At 72.0% G+C, this 23,588-nt stretch carries 22 protein-coding genes; 11 read left to right on the top strand and 11 right to left on the bottom strand.

Going from position 1 to position 23,588, the window contains the following annotated elements; genetic code table 11:
- Positions 1 to 8 precede the first annotated feature (8 nt).
- The gene (locus KZX45_RS02195) at positions 9 to 500 is read left to right on the top strand and encodes a hypothetical protein (protein WP_248256057.1); all 492 of its coding nucleotides are present in this window, start codon (positions 9 to 11) and stop codon (positions 498 to 500) included.
- Positions 501 to 545: 45 nt separating this feature from the next.
- Positions 546 to 1,577, top strand: a complete 1,032-nt coding sequence (locus KZX45_RS02190) for a quinone-dependent dihydroorotate dehydrogenase (protein ID WP_248256056.1) — start codon at positions 546 to 548, stop codon at positions 1,575 to 1,577.
- A 78-nt stretch (positions 1,578 to 1,655) separates the two neighbouring features.
- Here the strand turns inward: KZX45_RS02190 and KZX45_RS02185 are convergent, their stop codons facing one another.
- Positions 1,656 to 2,666 (bottom strand): aldo/keto reductase family protein, encoded by a 1,011-nt coding sequence (locus KZX45_RS02185; RefSeq protein WP_248256055.1) that lies wholly within the window; start codon positions 2,664 to 2,666, stop codon positions 1,656 to 1,658.
- Between the two features lie 156 nt (positions 2,667 to 2,822).
- Entirely contained in the window at positions 2,823 to 3,401 is a 579-nt protein-coding gene (locus tag KZX45_RS02180; RefSeq protein WP_248256054.1) for a DUF3043 domain-containing protein, read from the bottom strand.
- 79 nt (positions 3,402 to 3,480) lie between these two features.
- Between KZX45_RS02180 and KZX45_RS02175 the strand changes: the two genes are divergently transcribed.
- On the top strand, positions 3,481 to 4,842 hold the full coding sequence (locus KZX45_RS02175; RefSeq protein ID WP_248256053.1) for a dipeptidase: 1,362 nt from the start codon (positions 3,481 to 3,483) through the stop codon (positions 4,840 to 4,842).
- A 33-nt stretch (positions 4,843 to 4,875) separates the two neighbouring features.
- Here KZX45_RS02175 and KZX45_RS02170 read toward each other — a convergent pair whose 3' ends face one another.
- On the bottom strand, positions 4,876 to 5,289 hold the full coding sequence (locus KZX45_RS02170) for a DUF4333 domain-containing protein (protein WP_248256052.1): 414 nt from the start codon (positions 5,287 to 5,289) through the stop codon (positions 4,876 to 4,878).
- Between the two features lie 121 nt (positions 5,290 to 5,410).
- On the opposite strand from KZX45_RS02170, the gene KZX45_RS02165 reads away from it, so the two are divergent.
- From KZX45_RS02165 to KZX45_RS02140, 6 genes are all read left to right on the top strand, one after another.
- A complete protein-coding gene (locus tag KZX45_RS02165; RefSeq protein WP_248256051.1) occupies positions 5,411 to 6,661 on the top strand; it encodes a glycerate kinase in 1,251 nt (416 codons plus the stop codon).
- Positions 6,662 to 6,816: 155 nt separating this feature from the next.
- On the top strand, positions 6,817 to 7,170 hold the full coding sequence (locus tag KZX45_RS02160; RefSeq protein ID WP_248256050.1) for an iron-sulfur cluster assembly accessory protein: 354 nt from the start codon (positions 6,817 to 6,819) through the stop codon (positions 7,168 to 7,170).
- A 141-nt stretch (positions 7,171 to 7,311) separates the two neighbouring features.
- On the top strand, positions 7,312 to 8,286 hold the full coding sequence (locus KZX45_RS20170; RefSeq protein WP_308221693.1) for an FKBP-type peptidyl-prolyl cis-trans isomerase: 975 nt from the start codon (positions 7,312 to 7,314) through the stop codon (positions 8,284 to 8,286).
- A 288-nt stretch (positions 8,287 to 8,574) separates the two neighbouring features.
- Positions 8,575 to 9,522 carry a cytochrome c oxidase subunit II gene (gene coxB / locus KZX45_RS02150; RefSeq protein WP_248256049.1) on the top strand — a complete coding sequence of 316 codons (948 nt, stop codon included), beginning with the start codon at positions 8,575 to 8,577 and terminating at the stop codon, positions 9,520 to 9,522.
- Positions 9,522 to 11,297, top strand: a complete 1,776-nt coding sequence (gene ctaD / locus KZX45_RS02145; RefSeq protein WP_248256048.1) for a cytochrome c oxidase subunit I — start codon at positions 9,522 to 9,524, stop codon at positions 11,295 to 11,297. The genes coxB and ctaD overlap by 1 nt, the downstream gene beginning before the upstream one ends.
- Complete coding sequence (locus KZX45_RS02140) at positions 11,294 to 11,737, top strand: cytochrome c oxidase subunit 4 (protein ID WP_374112514.1); 444 nt, start codon at positions 11,294 to 11,296, stop codon at positions 11,735 to 11,737. Before ctaD ends, KZX45_RS02140 begins: the two co-directional genes overlap by 4 nt.
- Before the next feature lie 226 nt (positions 11,738 to 11,963).
- Here KZX45_RS02140 and KZX45_RS02135 read toward each other — a convergent pair whose 3' ends face one another.
- The 5 genes from KZX45_RS02135 to KZX45_RS02115 all read right to left on the bottom strand — a co-directional run bounded on the left by KZX45_RS02135 (position 11,964) and on the right by KZX45_RS02115 (position 17,221).
- A complete protein-coding gene (locus KZX45_RS02135; protein WP_248256047.1) occupies positions 11,964 to 12,590 on the bottom strand; it encodes a superoxide dismutase in 627 nt (208 codons plus the stop codon).
- A 334-nt stretch (positions 12,591 to 12,924) separates the two neighbouring features.
- A complete protein-coding gene (locus KZX45_RS02130) occupies positions 12,925 to 14,652 on the bottom strand; it encodes a cytochrome bc complex cytochrome b subunit (protein WP_248256302.1) in 1,728 nt (575 codons plus the stop codon).
- 59 nt (positions 14,653 to 14,711) lie between these two features.
- Positions 14,712 to 15,767, bottom strand: a complete 1,056-nt coding sequence (locus KZX45_RS02125; RefSeq protein WP_248256046.1) for a ubiquinol-cytochrome c reductase iron-sulfur subunit — start codon at positions 15,765 to 15,767, stop codon at positions 14,712 to 14,714.
- Complete coding sequence (locus KZX45_RS02120) at positions 15,764 to 16,543, bottom strand: c-type cytochrome (RefSeq protein ID WP_248256045.1); 780 nt, start codon at positions 16,541 to 16,543, stop codon at positions 15,764 to 15,766. Before KZX45_RS02120 ends, KZX45_RS02125 begins: the two co-directional genes overlap by 4 nt.
- A gap of 60 nt (positions 16,544 to 16,603) precedes the next feature.
- Positions 16,604 to 17,221 carry a heme-copper oxidase subunit III gene (locus tag KZX45_RS02115; protein ID WP_248256044.1) on the bottom strand — a complete coding sequence of 206 codons (618 nt, stop codon included), beginning with the start codon at positions 17,219 to 17,221 and terminating at the stop codon, positions 16,604 to 16,606.
- A 475-nt stretch (positions 17,222 to 17,696) separates the two neighbouring features.
- On the opposite strand from KZX45_RS02115, the gene KZX45_RS02110 reads away from it, so the two are divergent.
- Positions 17,697 to 18,134, top strand: a complete 438-nt coding sequence (locus tag KZX45_RS02110) for a hypothetical protein (protein ID WP_248256043.1) — start codon at positions 17,697 to 17,699, stop codon at positions 18,132 to 18,134.
- The gene (gene trpD / locus KZX45_RS02105; protein WP_248256042.1) at positions 18,131 to 19,213 is read left to right on the top strand and encodes an anthranilate phosphoribosyltransferase; all 1,083 of its coding nucleotides are present in this window, start codon (positions 18,131 to 18,133) and stop codon (positions 19,211 to 19,213) included. The genes KZX45_RS02110 and trpD overlap by 4 nt, the downstream gene beginning before the upstream one ends.
- A 65-nt stretch (positions 19,214 to 19,278) precedes the next feature.
- Here the strand turns inward: trpD and KZX45_RS02100 are convergent, their stop codons facing one another.
- The 3 genes from KZX45_RS02100 to KZX45_RS02090 all read right to left on the bottom strand — a co-directional run bounded on the left by KZX45_RS02100 (position 19,279) and on the right by KZX45_RS02090 (position 23,490).
- Positions 19,279 to 19,557, bottom strand: a complete 279-nt coding sequence (locus tag KZX45_RS02100) for an Lrp/AsnC family transcriptional regulator (RefSeq protein ID WP_248256041.1) — start codon at positions 19,555 to 19,557, stop codon at positions 19,279 to 19,281.
- Between the two features lie 71 nt (positions 19,558 to 19,628).
- Positions 19,629 to 21,407, bottom strand: a complete 1,779-nt coding sequence (locus KZX45_RS02095) for a DEDD exonuclease domain-containing protein (protein ID WP_248256040.1) — start codon at positions 21,405 to 21,407, stop codon at positions 19,629 to 19,631.
- Positions 21,408 to 21,651: 244 nt separating this feature from the next.
- On the bottom strand, positions 21,652 to 23,490 hold the full coding sequence (locus KZX45_RS02090) for a long-chain fatty acid--CoA ligase (protein ID WP_248256039.1): 1,839 nt from the start codon (positions 23,488 to 23,490) through the stop codon (positions 21,652 to 21,654).
- Positions 23,491 to 23,588: the final 98 nt, after the last annotated feature.

Here is a 23,588-nt window from a genome sequence, read left to right as displayed (position 1 = left end):
AGGACGGCATGAGCATCAGCGACGAGCAGGCGCCGGCGGTCAGCTCCGGGCGGGAGCACGTGGTCACCACGTCGGCCGAGGACACGCGCCGGCCCGCGTACGGGTTCGGGCGCGTCCTGATCCTCGTCTACGGCATCTTCGCCGTCGCCGCCTCCGCCCGCGCCGGTGTCCAGCTGATCACGAAGGCGGACGAGGCACCCCTCGCCTACGCCCTCTCCGCCGTCGCCGGCCTGGTGTACGTCCTCGCCACGGTCGCCCTGGGCCACAACGGCCGGCGCATGCGCCGCATCGGCTGGACGGCCGTGGTGTTCGAGCTCGTGGGGGTCGTCACGGTCGGCACGCTGAGCCTCGTGCGCCCCGAGCTGTTCCCGGACGACACGGTCTGGTCCGGGTTCGGCAGCGGCTACGGCTACGTGCCGGCGGTGCTCCCGCTGCTGGGCATCGCGTGGCTGTGGCACTCCAGCCCCGCCCGCATCGCCGCCCGCGCCGAGCAGCGCTGACCCTCCGGCCCTGGGCGACGGCAACCACGCCGGTAGGCTCGCGGCGTGTACCCCCTCCTCTTCCGCACGCTGGCGGTCCGCGTCGATCCCGAGCAGGCGCACCTGCTCGCCATGCGCCTGATCCGGACGGTCTCCGGGGTGCCGGTGCTCTCCGGCGCCGTGCGTGCCACGCTCGGACGGCGCCCCGCCGCCCCGGTGCCTGCAGCGGCCGACGGCGGACCGTTCGCCAGACCCGTCCCGGGCGTCCTGGGCCTCGCGGCCGGCATGGACAAGGACGCCGACACCGTCCTCGGCATGGACATGCTCGGGTTCGGGTTCGTCGAGGTCGGCACGGTCACGGCACGGCCGCAGCCGGGCAACGACCGCCCGCGGCTGTGGCGCCACGTGGAGCTGCGGGCCCTGCGGAACCGGATGGGCTTCAACAACCGCGGGGCGGCGGCCGCCGGGGAGGAGCTCCGGCGGCTGCGGGCCACCCGGCGCGGCCGCTCCGTCGTCGTCGGTGCGAACATCGGCAAGAGCAAGGTCACCCCGCTGGCGGAGGCGGTCGCCGACTACGTGACGAGCGCCCGGGAGGTGGCCCGGTGGGCCGACTACCTCGTGGTCAACGTGTCCTCGCCGAACACGCCGGGGTTGCGCGACCTGCAGGCCGTCGACTCCCTGCGGCCGATCCTGGCCGCCGTGCGCGCCGCAGCCGACGAGTCGGCCGGGCGGGCGGTGCCGCTGTTCGTCAAGATCGCCCCGGACCTGACGGATGAGGACGTCGACGCCGTCGCCGACCTCGTGCTGGAGCTCGATCTCGCGGGCGTCGTGGCGACCAACACCACGATCGCCCACGACCTCGGGCCGGGCGGGCTCTCGGGCGCGCCGCTGCGGGAACGCTCGCGCGACGTCGTCGCCCGCCTGCGCCGCCGGCTCGGGGAGGGGGCGACGATCATCGGCGTCGGCGGCATCGCGTCGGAGGCCGACGCCCGCGCGATGATCGACGCCGGGGCGGACCTGCTGCAGGCCTACACCGCGTTCGTCTACGAGGGCCCGGCCTGGCCGGGCCGGGTGAACCGGGCGCTGGCCCACCGCTGAGGCGGCGCGGACCCACCGCCGAGGCAGCGCGGACGCACGCGGTCGCTCCCGTTCCGGGGCTCCGGGGCTCCGGAACGGTCAGGGACGTCCGTGCGGGGCGTTCTCCCAGGTCAGCGCCGGGTCTCGGACGACGGAGTCGCCCAGGATGTCGTCGATGCGGACCATCAGCTCCTCGGGGATCCGGACCCCGGAGGCGCCGACGTTCTCCGCCACCTGCTCCGGCCGGGACGCGCCGATGATGGCGGCCGCGACGTTGTCGTGCTGCAGCACCCACGCCACGGCCAGCTGCGCCATCGTCAGGCCCAGTTCCTCGGCCACGGGCCGCAGCTCCTGGACCCGGTTCAGCAGGTCCTCGTCGAGGAAGCGCCTGATCGTCGACGCCCCGCCCTTCTTGTCCCGGGCCCGCGAGCCCTTGGGCAGCTCGCCGCCGGGGGCGTACTTGCCGCTCAGCACACCCTGGGCCACGGGGGAGAAGACGATCTGGGAGATCCCGAGGTCCTCGGAGGTGGGCATCACCTGATCCTCGATGACCCGCCAGAGCATCGAGTACTGCGGCTGGTTGGAGATCACCTGGAAGCCGAGGTCGTTCGAGAAGTCGTGCGCGAAACGGATCTGCTCCGCCGTCCACTCGGAGACACCGATGTACAGCGCCTTGCCCTGGCGCACGACGTCGGCGAACGCCTGCATGGTCTCCTCGATCGGCGTCGCGACGTCGTAGCGGTGCGCCTGGTAGACGTCGACGTAGTCGGTGCCCAGCCGCCGCAGCGAGGCGTTCACCGACTCCATGATGTGCTTGCGCGAGAGCCCGGCGTCGTTCGGGCCCTTGGGCCCCGTGGGCCAGTAGACCTTCGTGAGGATCTCGAGGGACTCCCGCCGCTGCCCCTTCAGTGCCTTGCCCAGGACCTTCTCGGCCTTGCCGTTGGCGTAGGCGTCGGCGGTGTCGAACGTGGTGACGCCCACGTCGAGGGCGGCGTGCACGCACGCCTGGGCGGTGTCCTGGTCCACCTGGGAGCCGTGCGTGAGCCAGTTGCCGTAGACGATCTCGGAGACCTTCAGGCCGGAGCGGCCGAGGTGGACGTGGTTGACCATGACCCGATCGTAGGGACCGTCCGCCGCGGTCCGCGCGGCGACGGACGCCCGCGGTCCGCTGCTACGGGGCCGCCGGCCGAGACCGACCGCCCCCAGGTGCGGGCGCGGCCGACCGCGACGGTCATGCGGGGAACTGGCCCCGGCCGACCGGGAAGGTCACGCGGGGTACTCGCCCCGGCCGACCTGAGGTTTGGGCTGGCGCATGCGCCGGAAGTAGAAGCTGCGACCGAACGCGTAGAACCCGGTCCAGGCGGGGATCTGGTCGGCGCCGAACTTCTTGCGCAGCCGCCGCTTGAGGAGCTGGACCATGATCAGGGAGTCCACGATCGCGACGAGCAGCACCCCGTACATGGCGAGCACCAGCGCGTTCGCCAGCTCCGGGAACTGCCCGGCGAACATCATCGCGACGATCATCACCAGCGCGAGCGGCATGAAGAACTCCGCGATCGACCAGCGGGCGTCCACGTAGTCGCGGGCGTACCGGCGCACCGGACCCTTGTCGCGCAGCGGCAGGTAGCGCTCGTCGCCGGTGGCCATGGCCTGGCGCTGCTTCAGGTACGCCTCGTTGCGCTTCTCGCGCGCGATCCGCTTGGCCTCCTTGCGGTCGTCCGGCACGAGCGGGCGCTTGTTGCGCGACTCGGCCTCCTTGCGCGTGGGCGTGCGGCGGCCCTTGCCGTTGACGGTCTCGACGGGCTGGGGCTCGGGCTCGACGGGGGTCCTCTTGCGTCCGATCACCACAGCAGGGTAGTCGAGCGCGACCGTCCGACGGGGCGTCCCGCCGGTGGGTGGACGGGCCGGCACTACCCTCGCTCGGGTGACCACCGTAGACGAACTCGCCCGCCGCACCCACGAGGCCTTCGGCCGGATCAGCTCCGACCTCGAGGCGCTGGTGCGCATTCCCAGCGTCTCCGCCCCCGCCTTCGACCAGACCCACGTGCGCGCCAGCGCCGACGCCGTCGCCGCCCTGCTGCGCGACGCCGGCATGCCGCAGGTCGACGTCCTCGACGTCGAGCTGCCCGACGGCTCCCGGGGCCGCCCCGCCGTCGTCGCCCACCGTCCCGGGCCCGACGGCGCTCCCACCGTGTTCCTCTACGCGCACCACGACGTCCAGCCCCCGGGGGACGCGGCCGGCTGGGGGAGCGACCCGTTCGAGCCCACCCGGCGCGGGGACAGGCTCTACGGCCGGGGCGCCGCCGACGACAAGGCCGGGATCATGGCCCACGTCGGCGCACTGCGCGTCCTCGGCGACGAGCTCGGCGTCGGGGTCACCGTCTTCGTCGAGGGTGAGGAGGAGATCGGCTCGCCGACCTTCACGCCGTTCCTGCGCGCCTACCGCGACCGGCTGGAGGCCGACGTCATCGTCGTCGCCGACTCCAGCAACTGGAAGGTGGGCGTCCCGGCCCTGACCACCTCGCTGCGCGGCCTCGTCGACTGCGAGGTCGAGGTGCGGGTGCTGGGCCACGCGGTGCACTCGGGCATGTTCGGCGGCCCGGTCCTGGACGCCGTCACGCTCATGTCCCGCCTCGTGGCCACCCTGCACGACGACCGCGGCGACGTGGCCGTCGCCGGGCTCGTCTCGCGCTCCGAGGCCGACGTCGACTACCCCGAGGAGCAGTTCCGCGCGGACGCCGCCGTCGTGGACGGCTACCGCCTCGCCGGGACCGGGCCGCTCGCCGCCAGGATGTGGACCAGGCCGGCGATCTCCGTCATCGGCGTCGACGCCACGTCGGTGGCGCACGCGTCCAACACCATCGCCCCGGTCTGCCGGGCGAAGCTCTCCATGCGCATCGCTCCCGGGCAGGACCCCGCCGAGGCCGAGCGGCTCCTGCACGACCACCTGATCGCCCACGCCCCGTTCGGCGCCCAGGTCACCGTCACCGCGGGCGAGCGGGGGCAGGCGTTCGACGCCACCGAGGACACCGAGGAGATGCGCACGGCGCGCTGGGCGTTCGCCCAGGCGTGGGGGCGGGAGCCCGTCGACATCGGAGTGGGCGGGTCGATCCCGTTCATCGCCGAGCTCCAGGAGGTGTTCCCCGCGGCCAGGATCCTCGTCACCGGGGTCGAGGACCCGGACTCGCGCGCGCACAGCGAGGACGAGTCCGTCCACCTCGGTGAGCTGGAGAGGGTCGTGCTCGCCGAGGCCCTGCTGCTCGGCCGCCTCGGCGGGCGCGTCTGAGGGCGGCCCCGCCGTCGCCGCCCGGAGCGGCGCTCAGCCGGTGCCGGTGCCGGTGGGCTCCGTCGACGTCGTCGGTCCCTCGCTGCCCTCGGGGGCGTCGGCGACGGCGACGTCGAAGTCCACCTGCCCGGTGTCGGTGTCGACGGCCGTCACGGTCGCGGTGACCGGGTAGATGGTCTCCGGGTCCGCCTCGGTGCTGAGGTCGCACACGATCTCGGCGCCGACCTCGGCCTCGAGCTCCTCGGCGCACGCGACGACCGGCCGGACCCCGACCTCCTCCTGAAGCGCGTCGGCGATCTGCTCGGCCACCACCTCGGGCGCGAGCGGCTCGACGGTCCGGCCGCCGGAGCACGCGGCGAGCACCAGGGCGCCCAGCACGGGGAACGCCCACACGGACGTCGTCCGCGCCGCCCTCCTCGCCCTGGACCGCTCTTGCGCCCTGTTCACTGCGCCGATGCTGCCACAACGGCGGCTTTCCGGCCCTGCGGGCGCGGCGCAGTGATCGACCTCCGCGGCCCGACGGGCGACGGCGGCGTCCGGCCCGGCAAGCTGCTGGGATGATGACGCCGTGCGCATCCTCATCGCCCCCGACCGCTTCTCCGGCACCGCCACCGCCGTCCAGGCCGCGCACGCGCTGGCGGACGGCTGGGCGCAGGGCGCCCCCGGCGACACCGTGACCGGGCTGCCGCTCTCCGACGGCTCCGCCGGCCTCCTCGACGTCGTCGCCGACGCACGGGGCGGGCGCCTCGTCCCCGTGCCGGCGTCCGGCCCGCTCGGCTCGCCCGTGGCCGCCGCCGTGCTTCACGTGCCGGGCTCCGCCGGCGGCACGGTGTACGTGGAGGCGGACCAGGTCCTCGGCACCCACCTCGTGCGGTCCCACGAGCGCGCCGACGCGGCTCGACGGGGCACCAGCACCGGGCTGGGCGCCCTGCTGGCCGCCGCGCTGGCCACGGGAGCACGCCGCATCGTCGTCGGCCTCCCGGCCACCGCGGCCTCGCACGACGGCGGAGCCGGCCTCCTCCACGCCCTCGCCACGGCCGCGGGGGCCGAGCCGGGGGAGAGCGCGACGCCGCTGACCGAGGGGGCGGCCGGGCTCGGCGCGCTGGGGCCGGACGTGGCCGCCCTGCTCGGCCGCGCGCGCGAGGCCCTCGCCGGCCATGACGTGGTGCTCGCCGTCGCCGACGACCTGCCCCTTCTCGGTCTGCACGGTGCCGGCGCCGTGCTGGGGCAGGACCCCGCGGTCGGAGCGGCTCTCGCCCAGGAGCTGGAGCGGGCGCTCGGCCACGCCACCGACCTGCTCGAGCGGCACGCCGCCGCCCTGCCCGCCCGCACCCTGCTCACCGTCGCCGGGACGCCGTCCGCGGCCGGCCGCGCCGCACGGCAGGAGGGGAGCGGGGCTGCCGGCGGCAGCGCATTCCTGCTGCGCCTGCTCGGCGCGCGCGCCCTGCCCGGGGCCGAGGTGGTCGCCGACGCGATCGGGCTGCGCGCGGCCGTGGGGGAGGCGGACCTGGTCGTGACGGGCGGGCGCGTGCTGGACGCCCGCAGCCTCACCGAGTCCGTGGTCGCCACCGTCGCCCGCGCCGCGCTCGTCCACGCCCTGCCGGTCGTGGTCGTCGCGGAGGAGGTGCGCACCAGCCGCCGGGAGGTCGCCCCGCTCGCCATCAGCGGGACGTACGAGGTGCACGACGGCGGACGTCGTCGCCCGGGCGGCGCGAGCACGCCGGTCGGCGCCCACGCGGACGATGACGGGGCGCCCACCGCCCTGCCCGCCGCGCTCGTCGCGCGGGCGGCGCGGCTGGCGCGCACCTGGTCCGCCTGACCGGTGCGCGGGGGCGGCCCGTGCGTGACGTTCACCGGGGTTCCGGTGCGGTTCGTGCGCTCCGGGGCCAGGAGGACGTACGCTGCTGGGGGAACAACGCGGCGGACAACGCCGTTGGCGTTGGAGGAAGACGTCCCGAGGAAGCGGAGATACCCATGAGCGAGACCACCGAGAAGGTCACCACCCACGGCGTGGAGCTGACCGACGTCGCGGCGAACAAGGTTCGCACGCTGCTGGAGCAGGAGGGACGCGACGACCTGCGTCTGCGCGTGGCGGTGCAGCCCGGCGGGTGCTCGGGCCTGATCTACCAGCTCTACTTCGACGAGCGTGTGCTCGACGGCGACGCGGTGCGCGACTTCGGCGGCGTCGAGGTCATCGTCGACCGCATGAGCGTGCCCTACCTCGAGGGCGCCACGATCGACTTCGCGGACACCATCGAGAAGCAGGGCTTCACCATCGACAACCCGAACGCGGGCGGGTCCTGCGCCTGCGGGGACTCCTTCCACTGATCGACCCGGCGAGCACCGCTCGCCTGCGCGGCCCCGCGCCGGAGCGACCGGCCGGGGCCGTCGCGCTGCCCGGGGAAGCGTCCACGGCCCCGCCCGGCGGGGCCCGGCAAACGCCCGTACCAACCGTCCTGGAGACATCTCTTGCGCCGTCGTCCCACCGTCCTGACCACCCTCGCCGTCGCCGCGGCCCTGACGCTCGCCGCCTGCGGGGGCGGCGAGGAGAGCCCCGGCGGTGAGGCCTCCGCCAGCGCCTCCGCCAGTGCCTCCGCCACCGCGGAGGCCACGCCGGCCGGCACGGAGCTTCCCGCGGTCGACGGAGCGTTCGGCGAGGCGCCGACGATCGAGTTCCCGGGCACGGGCGCTCCGGCCGACCTGCAGTCCGAGGTCCTCCAGGCGGGTGACGGCGCCGAGGTCGGCGCCGACGACTTCGTGGTCGCGAACTACGTGGGGCAGGTCTGGGACGGCGAGGTCTTCGACAGCTCCTTCGAGCGCGGCGCACCGGCCGGCTTCAGCCTCAACGGCGTGATCCAGGGCTGGAAGGAGGGCCTGACGGGCAAGCACGTCGGCGACCGGGTGCTGCTCTCCATCCCCGCCGAGCTGGGCTACCCCGAGGGCACCCCGGACGGGTCGGTGGCGCCCGGCGACACGCTCGTCTTCGTCGTCGACGTCGTCGACGCCTTCGCGCCCGACGTCAAGGGGCAGGCCGACGCCGCCCCGGTCGAGCCCGCACCCGAGCTGCCGGTCACCATCGAGGGCGGACTTGGCGAGGAGGCCTCCATCTCGGTCAAGGAGGGCAGCCCGGAGCCGACGGAGCCCGCCGCCACCGTCATCGCCACCGGCACCGGTGAGCCCGTGCCCTCCGCGGCCGGGTCGACCGTGCTCGTGCAGTTCGGCGAGACGCTCTGGGACAACAGCCAGCAGAACTCCACGTGGGCCACCTCCGGGGTGACCTCGGTCACCATGGGCACCGGCAGCATCTTCGACATGCTCGCCGACGTGCCGGCCGGCTCCCGGGTCGTCCTGCAGATCCCCGGCAGCGCCGCCGCGGAGGGGGCCGAGGAGCAGCCGTCGCTGGCCGCGGTGGTGGACATCATCGACGTGGTCCCCGCGGGCTGAGCCCGCCTCGGACGACGGCCCGGCCGCCCTGGGAGGGGCGGCCGGGCCGTCGTCGTTCGAGGCGGCGACGGGGTCCGGACGAACCGGACGAAACGGCGCCGCGGATGCTGACGCACCGACAGAACCCGGGGGCCACACCGCGGTCGGTGGGCGTTCCGGGGCCGATTTCATGGATAAGGTAGGCCGCGGAGGACGAAGGTCCCGTGCCCGTTCGCGCCCACCCGGCGCCGGTCCGGGCCACCGTCGGTCTCCCGCTCCACTCAGCACCGCGTCGGAAGGTCAGATCCCGTGCGTACCACGTCCAGGCACCAGGGCCGTAGCCCTGTTGTGCGCAGCATCGCCCTCGCGGGGCTGGTCGCCGTCACGGCGGCCGCCTGCGCCCCGGCGGATCAGTTCCCCAGCGAGCCGGGCAAGGGCGTCGACGTCGGCTTCCTCCCGAGCGAGCGGGGCCTGACCGACCGGACCACAGGCCTGATCGACCTGTGGAACGGGTCGTGGATCGCAGCCCTCGCCGTCGGCGTGCTGGTGTGGGGCCTGACCATCTGGTGCATCGTCGCGTACCGCAAGCGCAAGAACGACGATCGTCTGCCGGTCCAGCTGCGCTACCACGTGCCGCTGGAGCTGATGTACACCGTCGTCCCGATCCTCATGATCGGCACCCTCTTCTACTTCTCCAGCCGCGTCACGGCCGACTTCCAGGACGTCACGCCCGCCACGCAGGCGGCCGGCACCGACTCCGCGACCGGCGAGATCCGCGACGACGCGCAGGAGTCCGACCTCGAGATCGAGGTCTACGGCAAGCAGTGGAGCTGGGACTTCAACTACCTGACCGACGACGTCTACTACTCGGGCGACCGGGTCTCGCTGAACGGCGAGGAGGGTGTCGAGGAGACCCTCCCGACCCTGTACCTGCCGGTGGACGAGACGGTGACCTTCACCGTGAAGTCCCGCGACGTGGCCCACGCGTTCTGGATCCCCGCCTTCCTGTACAAGGTGGACATCATCCCGGGCCGCACCAACACGTTCCAGGTGACCCCGCAGCAGGAGGGCGTCTTCTCCGGGAAGTGCGCCGAGCTCTGCGGCGAGTTCCACTCCGAGATGCTCTTCAACGTCGAGGTCGTCGACCGCGAGACCTACGACGCCGAGATGGCCGAGCTGCGCGACGCCGGCCAGACGGGCCGGCTCGGCGACGAGCTGAACCGTCGATACCTCGTCGCGCAGGAGGACCAGAACTGATGGCGACCATCACCACCACCCGGCCCGACTACGTCCCCGGCCTGCGCCCGCAGCGGCAGAGCCTCGGCCGGACGGTCATCAGCTGGGCCACGTCGACCGATCACAAGACGATCGGCTACATGTACATCGTCACGGCGTTCGCCTTCTTCATGATCGGCGGCGTCCTGGCGCTGCTCATCCGCGCCGAGCTCTTCCAGCCGGGGATGCTGCTGCAGTCGAAGGAGCAGTACAACCAGCTCTTCACCATGCACGGCACGATCATGATGCTGCTCTTCGCGACGCCGCTCTTCGTGGCCTTCGGCAACATCCTCGTACCGGTCCAGATCGGGGCGCCCGACGTGGCCTACCCCCGCCTGAACATGTTCTCCTTCTGGCTGTTCTCGTTCGGCGGGCTCGTCACGATCGCGGGCTTCCTGACCCCCAAGGGGGCGGCGAGCTTCGGCTGGACGGCGTACACGCCGCTGTCGAACGCCACGTTCTCGCCGGGCCTGGGCGGGGACCTGTGGGTCCTCGGCCTCGCGATGACCGGGTTCGGCACGATCTTCGGCTCCGTCAACTTCATCGCAACGATCGTCACGATGCGGGCGCCCGGCATGACGATGTTCCGGATGCCGATCTTCACCTGGAACATCCTGATCACGTCGATCCTGGCGCTCATGGCGTTCCCCGTGCTGGCCGCGGCGCTGTTCGGGCTGGCGGCCGACCGCCTGCTCGGCGCGCAGATCTACAACCCGGAAGCCGGCGGCGCCCTGCTGTGGCAGCACCTGTTCTGGTTCTTCGGGCACCCCGAGGTCTACATCATCGCGCTGCCGTTCTTCGGCATCGTCTCCGAGATCATCCCGGTCTTCTCCCGCAAGCCGATCTTCGGCTACAAGGGCCTGGTCTTCGCCACCGTCGCCATCGCCGCCCTCTCCGTGACCGTGTGGGCGCACCACATGTTCACCACCGGCGGCGTGATGCTGGAGTTCTTCTCGCTGATGACGATGCTGATCGCGGTGCCCACGGGCGTGAAGTTCTTCAACTGGATCGGCACGATGTGGCGAGGGAAGCTCAGCTTCGAGACGCCGATGCTGTACTCGCTCGGCTTCCTGGTCACGTTCCTCTTCGGCGGCCTGACGGGCATCATCCTGTCCAGCCCCGCGATGGACTTCCAGGTCCACGACACCTACTTCGTCGTCGCCCACTTCCACTACGTCGTCTTCGGCACCGTGGTCTTCGCGATGTACGCCGGCTTCTTCTTCTGGTGGCCGAAGTGGACCGGGCGGATGCTCGACGAGAAGCTCGGCAAGATCCAGTTCTGGATTCTCTTCATCGGGTTCCACACCACGTTCCTCGTCCAGCACTGGCTCGGGGTCCAGGGGATGCCGCGCCGGTACGCCGACTACATGCCCGAGGACGGGTTCACGCTGTACAACCAGATCTCCACGGTCGGCGCGGTGCTGATCGCCGTCTCGACCCTGCCGTTCCTCTGGAACGTCTACGTCACCCAGCGCGGCCCGCGCACGGTGTTCGTCGACGACCCGTGGGGCTTCGGCAACTCCCTCGAGTGGGCCACCGCCTCCCCGTTCCCGCGGCACAACTTCACCTCGCTGCCGCGCATCCGGTCCGAGCGCCCGGCGTTCGACCTGCACCACCCCGAGGTGGCCGCGATGGATCACCCGGAGCCCAACCGCGATCTCCTCGACTCGCTGTACGCGAGCCCGGAGGTCTCCGGCCGGGAACGCGTCATCACCGAGCGGGCCGTCCGCAACGACCAGGAAGGGACGCAGCGATGAGCCACCACGACGACCAGCACGTGCCCGAGCAGGTCAAGCCCATGCGCGTCGAGGCCTGGCTGTTCAGCGCCGGTGTCCTCTTCTTCGTACCGGTCGGGATCCTCTACGGCTTCGTGGCGGACTGGGAGCCGGTCGGCGTCGTCGGGTTCTTCCTCCTCGGGGCCATGTTCGCCCTCGCGGGTGGCTACATGTGGCTGACCGCGCGGCGGGTGGACCCGCGCCCGGAGGACAACCCGACGGCGGACATCGAGGACCGCGCCGGCGAGGTCGGCGTGTTCTCCCCGCACAGCTGGTGGCCGCTCGTGCTCGGCATCGCCGCGACGCTGGCGTTCGCCGGCCTGGCGTTCGGCTGGTGGATGGTCGGGATCGGCATCGTTCTCGGCCTGGTCGGCCTCGTCGGGCAGCTCTTCGAGTTCTCCCGCGGCCAGCACGCCCACTGACAGTCTCCACGCGCGAGTGCCCCGGACCTCTCACGGGTCCGGGGCACTCGTGCGTCCGGCGGTGCCGTGCGCAAAGGGGCGCACGCGTGGTCAAGGTCGTGCCCCGGCAGAGTCGTAGCACCGGAAAGGCCCCCAGGAGCGATCCTGGGGGCCTCGGACGGGCGGTGCCGACCCCCGGTGGGGTCCGGGCGGCCCGGCGCCCGTAGCGGCCGGGACGAGCGGTCTGTCAGGCGGAGACGATGAGGCCCTTCGACTGGGCCGTCGCGGTGGCCAGGCGGGCAGCCACGTCCTGCCAGTTCACGATGTTCCAGAACGCCTTGACGTAGTCGGCCTTGACGTTGAGGTAGTCGAGGTAGAACGCGTGCTCCCACATGTCCAGCATGAGCAGGGGGATGACACCTACGGGCACGTTGCCCTGCTGGTCGAAGAGCTGGAAGATCACGAGCTTGCCCGAGACGGAGTCGTACGCGAGCACGGACCAGCCGGAGCCCTGGATACCCGTGGCGTTGGCGCTGAAGTGGCCGACGAACCCGTCGAACGTGCCGAAGGAGTCCTTGATCGCCTCGGCGAGCTCACCGTCGGGCTGCCCGCCGCCCTCGGGGGAGAGGTTCTTCCAGAAGATCGAGTGGTTGGTGTGACCGCCGAGGTTGAACGCAAGGTTCTTCTCCAGCAGGTTCACCGCGGCGAAGTCGCCCTTCTCACGAGCCTCGGCCATCTTCTCCAGCGCGGTGTTGGCACCGTCCACGTACGTCTTGTGGTGCTTGTCGTGGTGCAGCTCCATGATCTTGCCGCTGATGTGCGGCTCGAGAGCGCTGTAGTCGTACGGAAGGTCGGGCAGCGTGTAGACGGCCATGAATGTACTCCTGTGCTCGTGCGACGCCCGTGCGGCATCGCGCTGGTGATTCGTTCCGGGTCGCCCCGGTCACATGGTTCAACCTATTCGTTCGGGCGTTGTTCCCGCCCGTCCAGCTGATGGACGCAGGATGTCCGTTACGGCTTCCTCGGCCCGCGACGGCTCCCCTTCCCGGCCCGGAGTCCGTGCGAGCACGCGCGGAAGCCGTCCGGCACGACGGCGACGACAGCCGGCCTAACCGGCATCGCCGCCCCGGCGCCGAGGCGGTCGGGTCCGGAGAACGCCGACGGCGGCCGGCCCGGAAGGGACCGACCGCCGTCGTGGGTGCGGGTGCTCAGCGCCGCTCGGAGCGTGCCAGGGTCGCCACCGAGCCGCCCGCCGCGCTCTCGGCGTCGCCGCTGCCGTGCGTGGTGGAGGGGAAGTGGTCGAGCGCCACGGCCCCGCCGTGGATGCCCTCGGCGTGGTGCCCGGTCTCCTCGAGCTCGCCGTGGTGGCCTGCGGCCGCCAGCTCCGCCGGAGTCACCGGCTCGATGCGGTCCTCGTAGAAGAACCGGGAGAGCTTGTGACGGAAGGAGTCCGCCCGGTACCCCGGACGAGCGACGCCGTTGCGGTCGGTCGCGGGCTCGATCTCGATCGGACGCCGCGGCTCGTGGGCCACGAGGATCCAGCGCTCGTGGTCGGTGAGCGGCTTGTGGACCTCCATGAAGGCCCCGTTGGGCATCTGGACGACGCGGCCGGTCTCGTGGCCGTGCAGGGCGAGCTCGCGGTCCCGCCGCTGCAGGCCGAGGCAGATGCGCTTGGTCACGACGAACAGCACCACCGGCAGCACGAAGAACAGGATGCGGAACGCCCACGTGATGTCGTTGATCGACAGGTCGAAGTGGGTGGCGATGAGGTCGTTCGAGCCCGCGAGGACGAGGATGATGAACGCGCTCAGCCAGGCCACCCCGAGGGCGGTGCGGACCGGGACGTTGCGCGGCCGGTCGAGCACGTGGTGCTCGCGGACGTCCTTCGTGGCAGCCGCCTCGAGGAACGGGTAGATCGCCATGAAGGTGAACAGCAGGCCTGGGATGATCACCCCGGGGATGAGGATGTTCAGCGACAGCGTGTAGCCGAAGATCACGACCTCCCAGCCCGGCATCAGGCGCAGGCCGCCCTCGAGGAACAGCATGTACCAGTCGGGCTGCGCGCCCGCCGAGACGGGGGAGGGGTCGTAGGGCCCGTAGTTCCACACGTTGTTGATGGCGATCAGCGCACCCATGAGGGCGATGAAGCCGAACACGATGAAGAAGTAGCCGGCCATCTTCGCTACGTACACCGGGAAGGCCGGGTACCCGACCACGTTGTTGTCGGTGCGGCCGACGCCGGGGTACTGGGTGTGCTTGTGCACGACCATGAGGATCAGGTGCACGGTAACCAGCGCGATGATCAGGCCCGGGATGAGCAGGATGTGGACCGTGAACAGGCGCGGGACGATGTCCGTGCCCGGGAACTCGCCGCCGAAGAGACCGTAGCTGGCGTAGGAGCCGATGATCGGGATGGCCTTGGCCACGCCGTCGGCGATGCGCAGGCCGTTGCCGGAGAGCACGTCGTCGGGCAGCGAGTAGCCGGAGAAACCGGCGAGGAGGCCCAGGATCAGCATGGTGAACCCGACGAGCCAGTTGATCTCGCGGGGCTTGCGGAACGCGCCGGTGAAGAAGATCCGCATCATGTGCGTGACGATCGCCGCCATGAAGATCAGCGCGGCCCAGTGGTGCATCTGCCGCATGAGCAGACCACCCTTGACCTCGAAGGACATGTAGACCGTCGAGGCGTACGCCGCGGACATCTCCAGGCCCTGGTGGGACACCGGCAGGGCGTCCTCGGGGTAGGTGGTGTGCGTCATCGAGGGCTCGAAGAACATCGTCATGAACAGACCCGTGAGGATCAGGACGACGAAGCTCCACAGCGCGATCTCGCCGAGCAGGAAGGACCAGTGCTCCGGGAAGATCTTCCGCGAGATGAAGCGGACGGCCTTGCCGACGCCCACGCGCGAGTCGAGAAGGTCTGCGGAGCCCCGCATCGCCTTCGAGGGCTGGTACTCGCCCGACGGCTGTGCCGTGGGCGTGGAGGCGGAGATGCTCACTTCAGGCGCTCCCAGTAGCTCGGGCCGACCGGCTCGTCGAAGTCGCTGCGGGCGACGAGGTAACCCTCGTCGTCGACGGCGATGGGCAGCTGCGGCAGCGGCCGCTTGGCCGGGCCGAAGACGACCTTGGCCTGGTCGGTGATGTCGAAGGTCGACTGGTGGCACGGGCACAGCAGGTGGTGAGTCTGCTGCTCGTAGAGCGCCACCGGGCAACCCACGTGGGTGCAGATCTTCGAGTAGGCGACGATGCCGTCGTAGGACCAGTCCTGACGGTCAGCCGGCTCCTTGAGGATCGTGGGATCGAGGCGCACCAGGAGGACGACGGCCTTGGCCTTCTCCTCGTAGAAATGCTCCGCCTCGTTCAGGCCGTGGGGGATGACGTGGAAGACCGAGCCGATGGTGACGTCGGCGGCCTTGATCGGGGTGTCGGTCGGGTCGATGGCGAGCCGACGCCCGAGGGAACCGTCGGGCAGCTGCCCGGAGAACTCCTCCGGGGTCTCGCCCCACAGGGTGTGCCGGAACTTGCCGACGTTCCAGTCCCCGCCGAGGTTGCCCACCAGCGGGACGAGGAACGGCAGCGGCGCGAGGGCCGCGGCTCCCGCGACGGCGCCCTTGAGAAGCGGACGCCGGCCGATCCCGGAGTCCTCCACACCGTGCTGCATCATGTCGACGGCGACCCGGCGGGTCTCCGCGTCGGAGCGCTGGGGGTGGCGCTCCTCGACGTACTCGACGTTCGACATGAGCGTCTTGGCCCAGTAGATGGCGCCGACGCCGATGCCGAGCATCCCCATGCCCAGGCCGACGCCCAGGATGAGGTTCAGGAGCCAGACGTTGCCGCGCGTGGAGTCGAGCGGGATCACGAAGTAGGCGACGACCGCCACGACCGAGGCGAGGGCGGAGATCGTGAAGATCAGCGCTACCTGGCGCTCGGCGCGCTTGGCGGCGCGGGGATCGAGGTCCGCGAGGCGTCCGCGGTGTTCCGGCAGGCCGGGGTTCTCGAACCGCTCGGGCTGCTGCGCCGCAGCCGGCGCGACTTGCTGGTCAGTGCTCACGAGGACTTCGCTCCGATCCACACGGCGAGCGCGATGAGCCCGCCGATTCCCACGATCCAGACCCACAGGCCCTCGGCCACCGGACCGAGAGAGCCGAGGGTGATGCCGCCCACGGAGGTCTCGCGCTGCTCCATGAGGTAGGCGATGATGTCCTGCTTGCCCTGCGGGTCGATGTTCGCCTCGTTGAAGACGGGCATGGACTGCGGGCCCGTGAGCATCGCCTCGTAGATCTCGGTGGGGGTCGAGTCGTAGAGCGCGGGGGCGTACTTGCCCTCGCTCAGGGCGCCGCCAGCGCCGACGGCGTTGTGGCACATGGCGCAGTTGGTGCGGAAGAGCGCGAGGCCGTTGGCCGCGTCCCCGCCGGCGGGGTCGACCTGCTCGGCGGTGGGGATCTGCGGGCCCGGCGCCAGCGACGCGACGTAGGCGGCCACCTGGCTGATCTGCTCGGCGTCGAACTGCGGCGGCTTGACCTCGGCCTGGGGCGAGTTGTTCGCCATCGGCATGCGCCCGGTCGCCATCTGGAAGTCCACCGAAGCGGCGCCGACACCGATGAGCGACGGCGCGATGTCCGTGCCCTCCGCGTCGAGGCCGTGGCAGGTCGAGCAGTTGGCCTCGAACAGCGCCTTGCCGGCCTCCACGTCCTGCGCGTTGCCGGTGGCGGCGGTCGCAGGCTTGGGGGCCAGCACGGCATACAGCGCGCCGGTCAGGATCAGGGCGAGCAGCACGAGGACGGCCGGTGCGTACCGGTTCCTCCTGCTGGCGGCGAGTGCCTTCACGATGGGACGTCCTCGTTCGGGTCGGAGTGAGTAACTGGCAATAGGACTGACACAGGGGGACTACTGGACGAGCGCGTAGTCGAGCACGTAGATCACGAAGAACAGACCGATCCACACGACGTCGACGAAGTGCCAGTAGTACGAGGTCACGACCGCGCGGCCGGCCTCGAGGTGACCGAAGCGGCGGGCCGCGAAGGAGCTGGCGAGGACGTAGAGGAAGGCGATGAGGCCACCGATCACGTGCAGGGCGTGGAAGCCCGTCGTGATGTAGAAGACCGAGCCGTAGGTGCTGTTGGAGATCGTCAGGCCGTGCTGGATGAGCTCGGCGTACTCCGTGACCTGGCCGGCGACGAAGACGGCACCCATGAGGAACGTCAGGGTGTACCACTCCTGCATCCCCCAACGGGCCACGTTCAGCAGGGAACCGGTCCGCCGCGCCTGGAAGCGCTCCGCCGCGAACACGCCCATCTGGCACGTCACCGAGCTGAGCACCAGGATCGTGGTGTTGCCCAGGGCGAAGGGGAAATTGAGCACGCTGGAGTGCTCGGCCCACGCCTCGGGACCGGCCACCGACCGGTGCGTGAAGTACATGGCGAAAAGGCCCGCGAAGAACATCAGCTCGCTGGACAGCCAGACCATGACGCCGACGGAGAGCGTGTTCGGCCTGGTGACTGCCACGGGGGCAGAGCTTCGGGCAGCAGTAGTTGACGACACGCTGTCATTATGGCGCAGATCTGGGCAGTTCTGGCCACCCGCCCGATGCGCGAGTCTCGCGGGGGAGGCCCTTCGAGCGTAGTTCTGCGGAAAGGTCGACCTCCCCCGACCTTGGTCCCGGCGCACCGAGCGTCCGGTCCGTGCCGAATGTCCGGATCGGGAGCGCGTGGCACGGGTCCGGGCCGGCGATTCACGCCGCCCGGGGGGAGCGAACCACGCCGCCCGGGGGGAGCGAACCACGCCGTGCGGGGGTGCTGCCGGCGGCGGGGCGACGTCTGGCACGAGAGCGGCGGTGCCGAGCCGCGGACGGTTCCCGGCCGGGGTCGGCCCCGGCACTACGATGTGGGCGAGGGCGGGCGACCCGTGTCGCCGGGACCCTGCCGACGAGAACCCACCGGGGTGGCTGCGAGTCCGCCCCACACCTGCCTGGAGGACGACGATGACCAGCACCGAGATCGGCCACGCGGCTGCGGCGACCGAGCCGGAGACCGTCGACCTGCTGATCTACAGCGACGACGTGGAGACGCGGCGGGCGGTCATCGAGGCGGTCGGCCGACGTCCCGGCAAGGGACTGCCGCTCGTGCGATGGACGGAGTCGGCCACCCACGCGGGCGTGGTGAAGAAGGTGGAAGAGGGCAGCTTCGCCCTCCTGGTGCTCGACGGCGAGGCCGCCAAGGTCGGTGGCATGGGCATCTCCCGTCAGCTCAAGAACGAGATCTTCGAGTGCCCGCCGGTCCTCCTCCTCACGGCCCGGCCCCAGGACCAGTGGCTGGCCACGTGGGCCGACGCGGACGCCGTCGTCTCCGCCCCCCTCGACCCCATCGCCCTGCAGGAGGCGGTGGCCGGACTGCTGCGCGCCGGGCGGCGCGAGCAGTGAGCGCGGAGCCCACCGGCGCCGACCTGAAGCCCGCGCCCACCTGGTCGGACCTGCTCGCCCGGCTCGTCGCCCGGAAGGACCTGACGGCGGCGGAGACCGGTTGGGCGATGGACCAGGTGATGACCGGCCAGACCACGCCCGCCGTGCTCGCCGGGTTCCTCGTCGGTCTCGCGACCAAGGGCGAGACCGTCGACGAGCTCCGCGGCCTGGCCGACACGATGCTCGCGCACGCCGAGCCGATCGACGTCCCGGGCGCCGACGTGGTCGACATCGTGGGCACCGGCGGCGACCGGCTGCACACGGTGAACATCTCCACCATGGCCTCGCTCGTCATCGCGGCCGCCGGCGTCGGTGTGGTGAAGCACGGCAACCGGGCCTCCAGCTCGTCCTCCGGATCCGCGGACGTGCTCGAGGCCCTCGGGGTCGACCTGAACCTGCCGATCCCCCGGGTGGAGGAGGTCTTCCGCGAGCTGCGCATCACCTTCTGCTTCGCGAACCTGTTCCACCCGTCGATGCGGCACGCGGCCCCCACCCGCCGCGAGCTGGGCGTGGGCACCGCCTTCAACGTGCTCGGCCCACTGACCAACCCGGCCCGTCCGCGCGCCGGGGCCATCGGCGTCTCGAACGCCGCCACCGCCCCGCTGGTGGCGGGCGTGCTCGCGAGCCGGGGCACGGACGCGCTGGTGTTCCGTGGTCAGAACGGGCTCGACGAGCTCAGCGCCACGGCGCTGAACGAGGTCTGGGAGGTGCGCGGCGGGCAGGTCGTCGAGCACACCCTCGACGCGGTCGCTGAGCTGGGGCTCTCCCCGGCCACGGTCGCCGACCTGCGCGGCCGGGACGCCCAGTTCAACGCCGGCGTCGCCCGCCGGGTCCTGGCCGGCGAGCCCGGACCGGTGCGCGAGGCGGTGCTGCTCAACGCCGCGGGCGCCCTGGTGGCGCACGCTTCGCTGGCCGGGACCGGCCCCGAGGACGGCACGCTGGTCGAGCGCCTGCGGGCGGGGCTGGAGCACGCCGCGCGCGCGGTGGACTCCGGCGCCGCCGCCGAGCTCCTCGACCGCTGGGTCCGGCTCACCCGCTGAGAACGTCGTCGGCGCCGCTCCGGCGCGCGCTGCGTGGGAGCGCCGCCGCGGCCGCTGGCCCTACCTCAGTCCAGCCCGATGTGGAAGGCCTGCTCCAGGTCGTGGCGGGAGTACGCCTGGAACGCGATGTAGGTCTGCGTGCGGATCACTCCCTCGACCTTGCCCAGCTTGTCGGCGATGATGGCGGCGAGGTCCTCGTGCTCGCGCACGCGCGCCAGGGCGATCAGGTCGATGTCACCGGTCACCGAGTACACCTCGCTGATGCCGTCGAGCTCGGCCACCTCCTGGGCGACCTCGGGGATCCGGGCGGCGTCGGCGTCGATGAGCACGATGGCGGTCAGCATGGTGGGCTCCTAGCGGGTGGCGTGGGCGCCGCCGGCGCGCGGGGCGCACGGGCGGACCGGGACGGTCCCCATCATCCTCTGCCCGGCACCTGGTGTCTCGCAGCGCCGCGCACCGGGCACGCCAGCGGGACGGGGCCCTCCTCGACGCTGACCAGGCGCACGCCCGCCTGCTCGAGCCAGCGCGCCACGAGCTCCGTCTCCTCCACGGGTGCGGCGCCGCAGGCCGTCGTCGGGGCGGGCACAGCCTCGCCCCCGACCCGCAGCGAGTCGACCACGGCCATCGGGTCCGTGCCCCGGGGGCTGACGGCGCTGCCGGCGAGGCGCCCGTACCGGACCAGGACGAGCTCCCAGCCGCCCTCGTCCCGCCGGCGGGCGGCCACGATCTCCGGCGTGGTGACGAGCGGCCGCAGCCGCTCGGCGCGGCGCGCTCCCTGGAGCAGCGACGCGAGCCGGTCGCGCTGCGTGCCCGCCTCCTCGTAGCGCTGCTGTGCGGCGAGGGCGGCGATCTTCTCGTGCAACGCCTGCACCGCCGCGTCCACGTCGGCGCGCAGCGCACGGCGCGCGGACGAGATCGACACGGCGTACTGCGTGCGGTCCTGGCTGCCCACGCACGGCGCGCCGCAGCGGGACATCTCCGCCAGGACGCAGGAGCTGGCGTCCGGTCGTGCGGTCGCCGGCAGCTTGGGCGTGCACCGGCGCACGGCCGATATCTCCTGGAGCGCCTCCATCGCCGCCTCGGCCGCGCTGCGTGAGCTGAACGGGCCGAGGGCCTCGCCCATGACCGCCGCCGGGAGGCGCCGCACCACGCTCAGGCGCGGGAAGGGCTCGTCGGTCAGCCGGAGCCAGGGGCGCCGGTCGGGGCGCCGGGAGCGGCGGTTGTACGGCGGGTCGAGCTCGGCGATGAGGCGCAGCTCGCGCACCTGGGCCTCGAGCACGGTCGCGCACGGCACAGGACGCACCGCCACCGCGATGTCGAGCATCTCGCCGATGCGGGCGCGCTTCTCCGCGGCTGTGAAGTACTGGCGCACCCGTCGACGCAGGTTCACCGCCGTGCCCACGTAGAGCACCTCACGGCTGGGCCCGAGGAACTGGTAGACGCCCGGCGAGTCCGGCAGGCCGTCCGCCATCGAGGACTTGCGGCGCCGGCGCTGAGGGACCGGGTCCGTGGCTGTGCGCAGGTCCTCCAGGTGGGTGACGCCGAGCGGCGCCATCCGACCCAGGAGCGCGTGGAGCACGTCCACGGTGGCGCGCGCGTCGTGCAGCGCGCGGTGGTCGGGGGTGACCGCGGTGGAGAAGAGCGCGGCCAGCGTGGCGAGCTTGTGGTTGGGTGCCTCGTCCCGGGTGACCACACGCCGGGCGAGCGCGACGGTGTCGAGCACCTGAGGACGCGGCCACTCCAGGCCCATGCGTTCGGTGGCGTGCCGCAGGAAGCCGACGTCGAAGCGGGCGTTGTGCGCCACGAGGACCGTGCCGGCGCTCAGTCCGGCGAACTCCAGGAACGAAGGGAGCGCCTCCCCGATCCGGGGTGCCTGGACGACCATCGCGTTGGTGATGCCGGTGAGCACGGTGATCATCGGCGGGATCGCCAGCCCCGGGTTCACGAGCGTCTGGAACTCGCCGAGAACCTCACCGCCGCGCACCTTCACCGCACCGATCTCCGTGATCTCCGCGCTCGCCGGTGACCCGCCGGTGGTCTCGAGGTCGACGACCACGAAGGTCACCTCGTGCAGGGTCGTGCCGATCTCGTCCAGGCCCAGCTGGACCGGTGCTCCGGTACCGTCCGCGGCGCGGGTGGCGTCGTCGAGGGGAAGACGTCGACCCGGTGGGACGTCCAGCAGGGCGGTGGGCATGGCCGTCACGCTACGTCCGGCCACTGACACGCCCGGTCGCGACCCGCCGTGCGACGCCGGTGGCAGCCGCAGGTGTCGCACGGTCCGTACGTCGTACGTGACGCGGCCGTGCGGCGGGCGCGGGGTCGGGGCGGCAGCAGGGGGGGCAAGGCCGTGGGAAGGCCGGGACCCCCACCTCCGAGGTGGGCGGGCCCCGGCCTTCCCGGCCGGCGTCGTCGGGCCGGCGCTCGTCAGGCCGCGGGTGTCAGGCCGGTGCGGCCCCGGCGGCCCTCGTGGCGGCCGCGCTGGCGTAGAAGTCGTCGATCGTGCCCGTGAAGTCGCTGAGCACCACGTTGCGCTTCACCTTGAGCGAGGGCGTGAGATAGCCGTTCTCCACCGTGAAGTCGACGTCGAGGACGTGGAAGGCGCGGATCTGCTCGGCGCGGGAGACCTTGGCGTTCGCCCGGTCGACCGCCATCTGCAGGTGCTCGCGCACGAACGGGTCCCGCGCGGCCTCCTCCACCGTCATCGGCTCCTTGCCGTGGTTGCTCAGCCAGCCCGGCAGCATCTCGGCGTCGAGGGTGATGAGCGCCCCGATGAACGGGCGCTGGTCCCCGACGACGACGCACTGGGACACGAGCGGGTGGGCACGGATGGAGTCCTCCAGCGGTGCCGGGGCCACGTTCTTCCCGGCGGCGGTGACGATGATCTCCTTCTTCCGGCCCGTGATCCGCAGGTAGCCGTCCTCGTCCATCGAGCCGATGTCGCCGGTGCGGAACCACCCGTCCACCAGCGCCTCCGCCGTCGCCTGGGGGTTGTTGTGGTACCCGCGGAAGACCGGGATGCCCTTGGCGAGGATCTCGCCGTCGGGGGAGATGCGGATCGAGGTGCCGGGCAGCGGCGGGCCGACCGTGCCGATCTTGATCTTCTCGGGGCGGTTGACGTTCGTCGGTGCGGTGGTCTCCGTCAGCCCGTAGCCCTCGAGCACCACGAGGCCGACGCCGCGGTAGAAGTGGCCGAGCCGCTCGCCGAGGGGGGCCCCGCCGGACACGGCGTACTCGGCCTGGCCGCCGAGGGCCGCCCTGATCTTGGACAGGACGAGCTTGTCGGCCACCCGGTGCTGGGCCTTCAGGGCGGCCGAGGGGCCGCCCGCGGTGTCGAGCGCCCGGGAGTAGCTGATGGCCACCTTCGCCGACCACCGGAAGATCTTGGTCTTCAGGCCGCCGCCGGTGCGCTGCTCGACGCCGTTGTAGACCTTCTCCCACACCCGCGGCACGGACAGGATGAAGGTCGGCCGGAAGGTGGCGAAGTCGGCGACCGCCTGCTTGGTGTCGGGCGTGTGCCCCAGCGGCTTGCCCGCGAGGAGGACGAGGACCTCCACGAACCGCGCGAAGACGTGGGCGAGGGGGATGAAGAGCAGCGACCGGGCGTTCGGCGGGGTCAGCACGACGGCGAGCGCGTCGATCGCCTCGAGGGACAGCTCGACGAAGTTGCCGTGGGTGAGCTCGGCGCCCTTCGGCCGGCCGGTCGTTCCGGAGGTGTAGATGATCGTCGCGAGGTCCGACAGCCCGACCGCCGCGCGCCGCGCGGCGAGCTCGTCGTCGGGCACGTCGCGGCCGAGCTCGACGAGGGTGTCGAGGGCGCCGCCGTCGATCTGCCAGACGTCGCGGAGCAGGGGAAGGCCGTCGTCGACGCCGCGCGCCTGCTCGACCGTCGCCGCGTTGTCGGCGTTCTCGACGACGGCGACCACGCAGGCCGAGTCGGAGAGGATCCACTGCGCCTGCTCGGGTGAGCTCGTCTCGTACACGGGCACGGGGACCGCGCCGGCGTGCCACGCCGCGAGGTCGAGGAGCGTCCACTCCAGGCGGGTGCGCGACATGATGGCGACCCGGTCGCCGAGCCCGACACCGGCCGCGACGAGGCCCTTGGCGATCTCCTCGACCCGTGCCAGCGTCCAGGTGGCGTCGTACCTCACCCACTCCTCGCCGACCTTCTTCTCGTAGAGCACCTGGCTCGGGCGTTCACGGGCGTGGTCGACCAGGTAGTCGGTGATGCTGCGCGAGGGGTCGACCTCGACGCGGCGGGGGGTGGTGAACTCGTCCATGCTGTCTCCGTCGGCAGTGGTGGCGTTGGTTCACAGTATCTGCCCACGGGCCGACGCGGCGTGGCTCTCGGCGCTAACACGCCGGGACGGCAAGGATG

Source organism: Georgenia sp. EYE_87, assembly GCF_023148685.1.
In the GTDB taxonomy this organism is placed as follows: Bacteria; Actinomycetota; Actinomycetes; order Actinomycetales; family Actinomycetaceae; genus Georgenia.
This window is presented reverse-complemented; position numbering and strand designations above follow the sequence as displayed.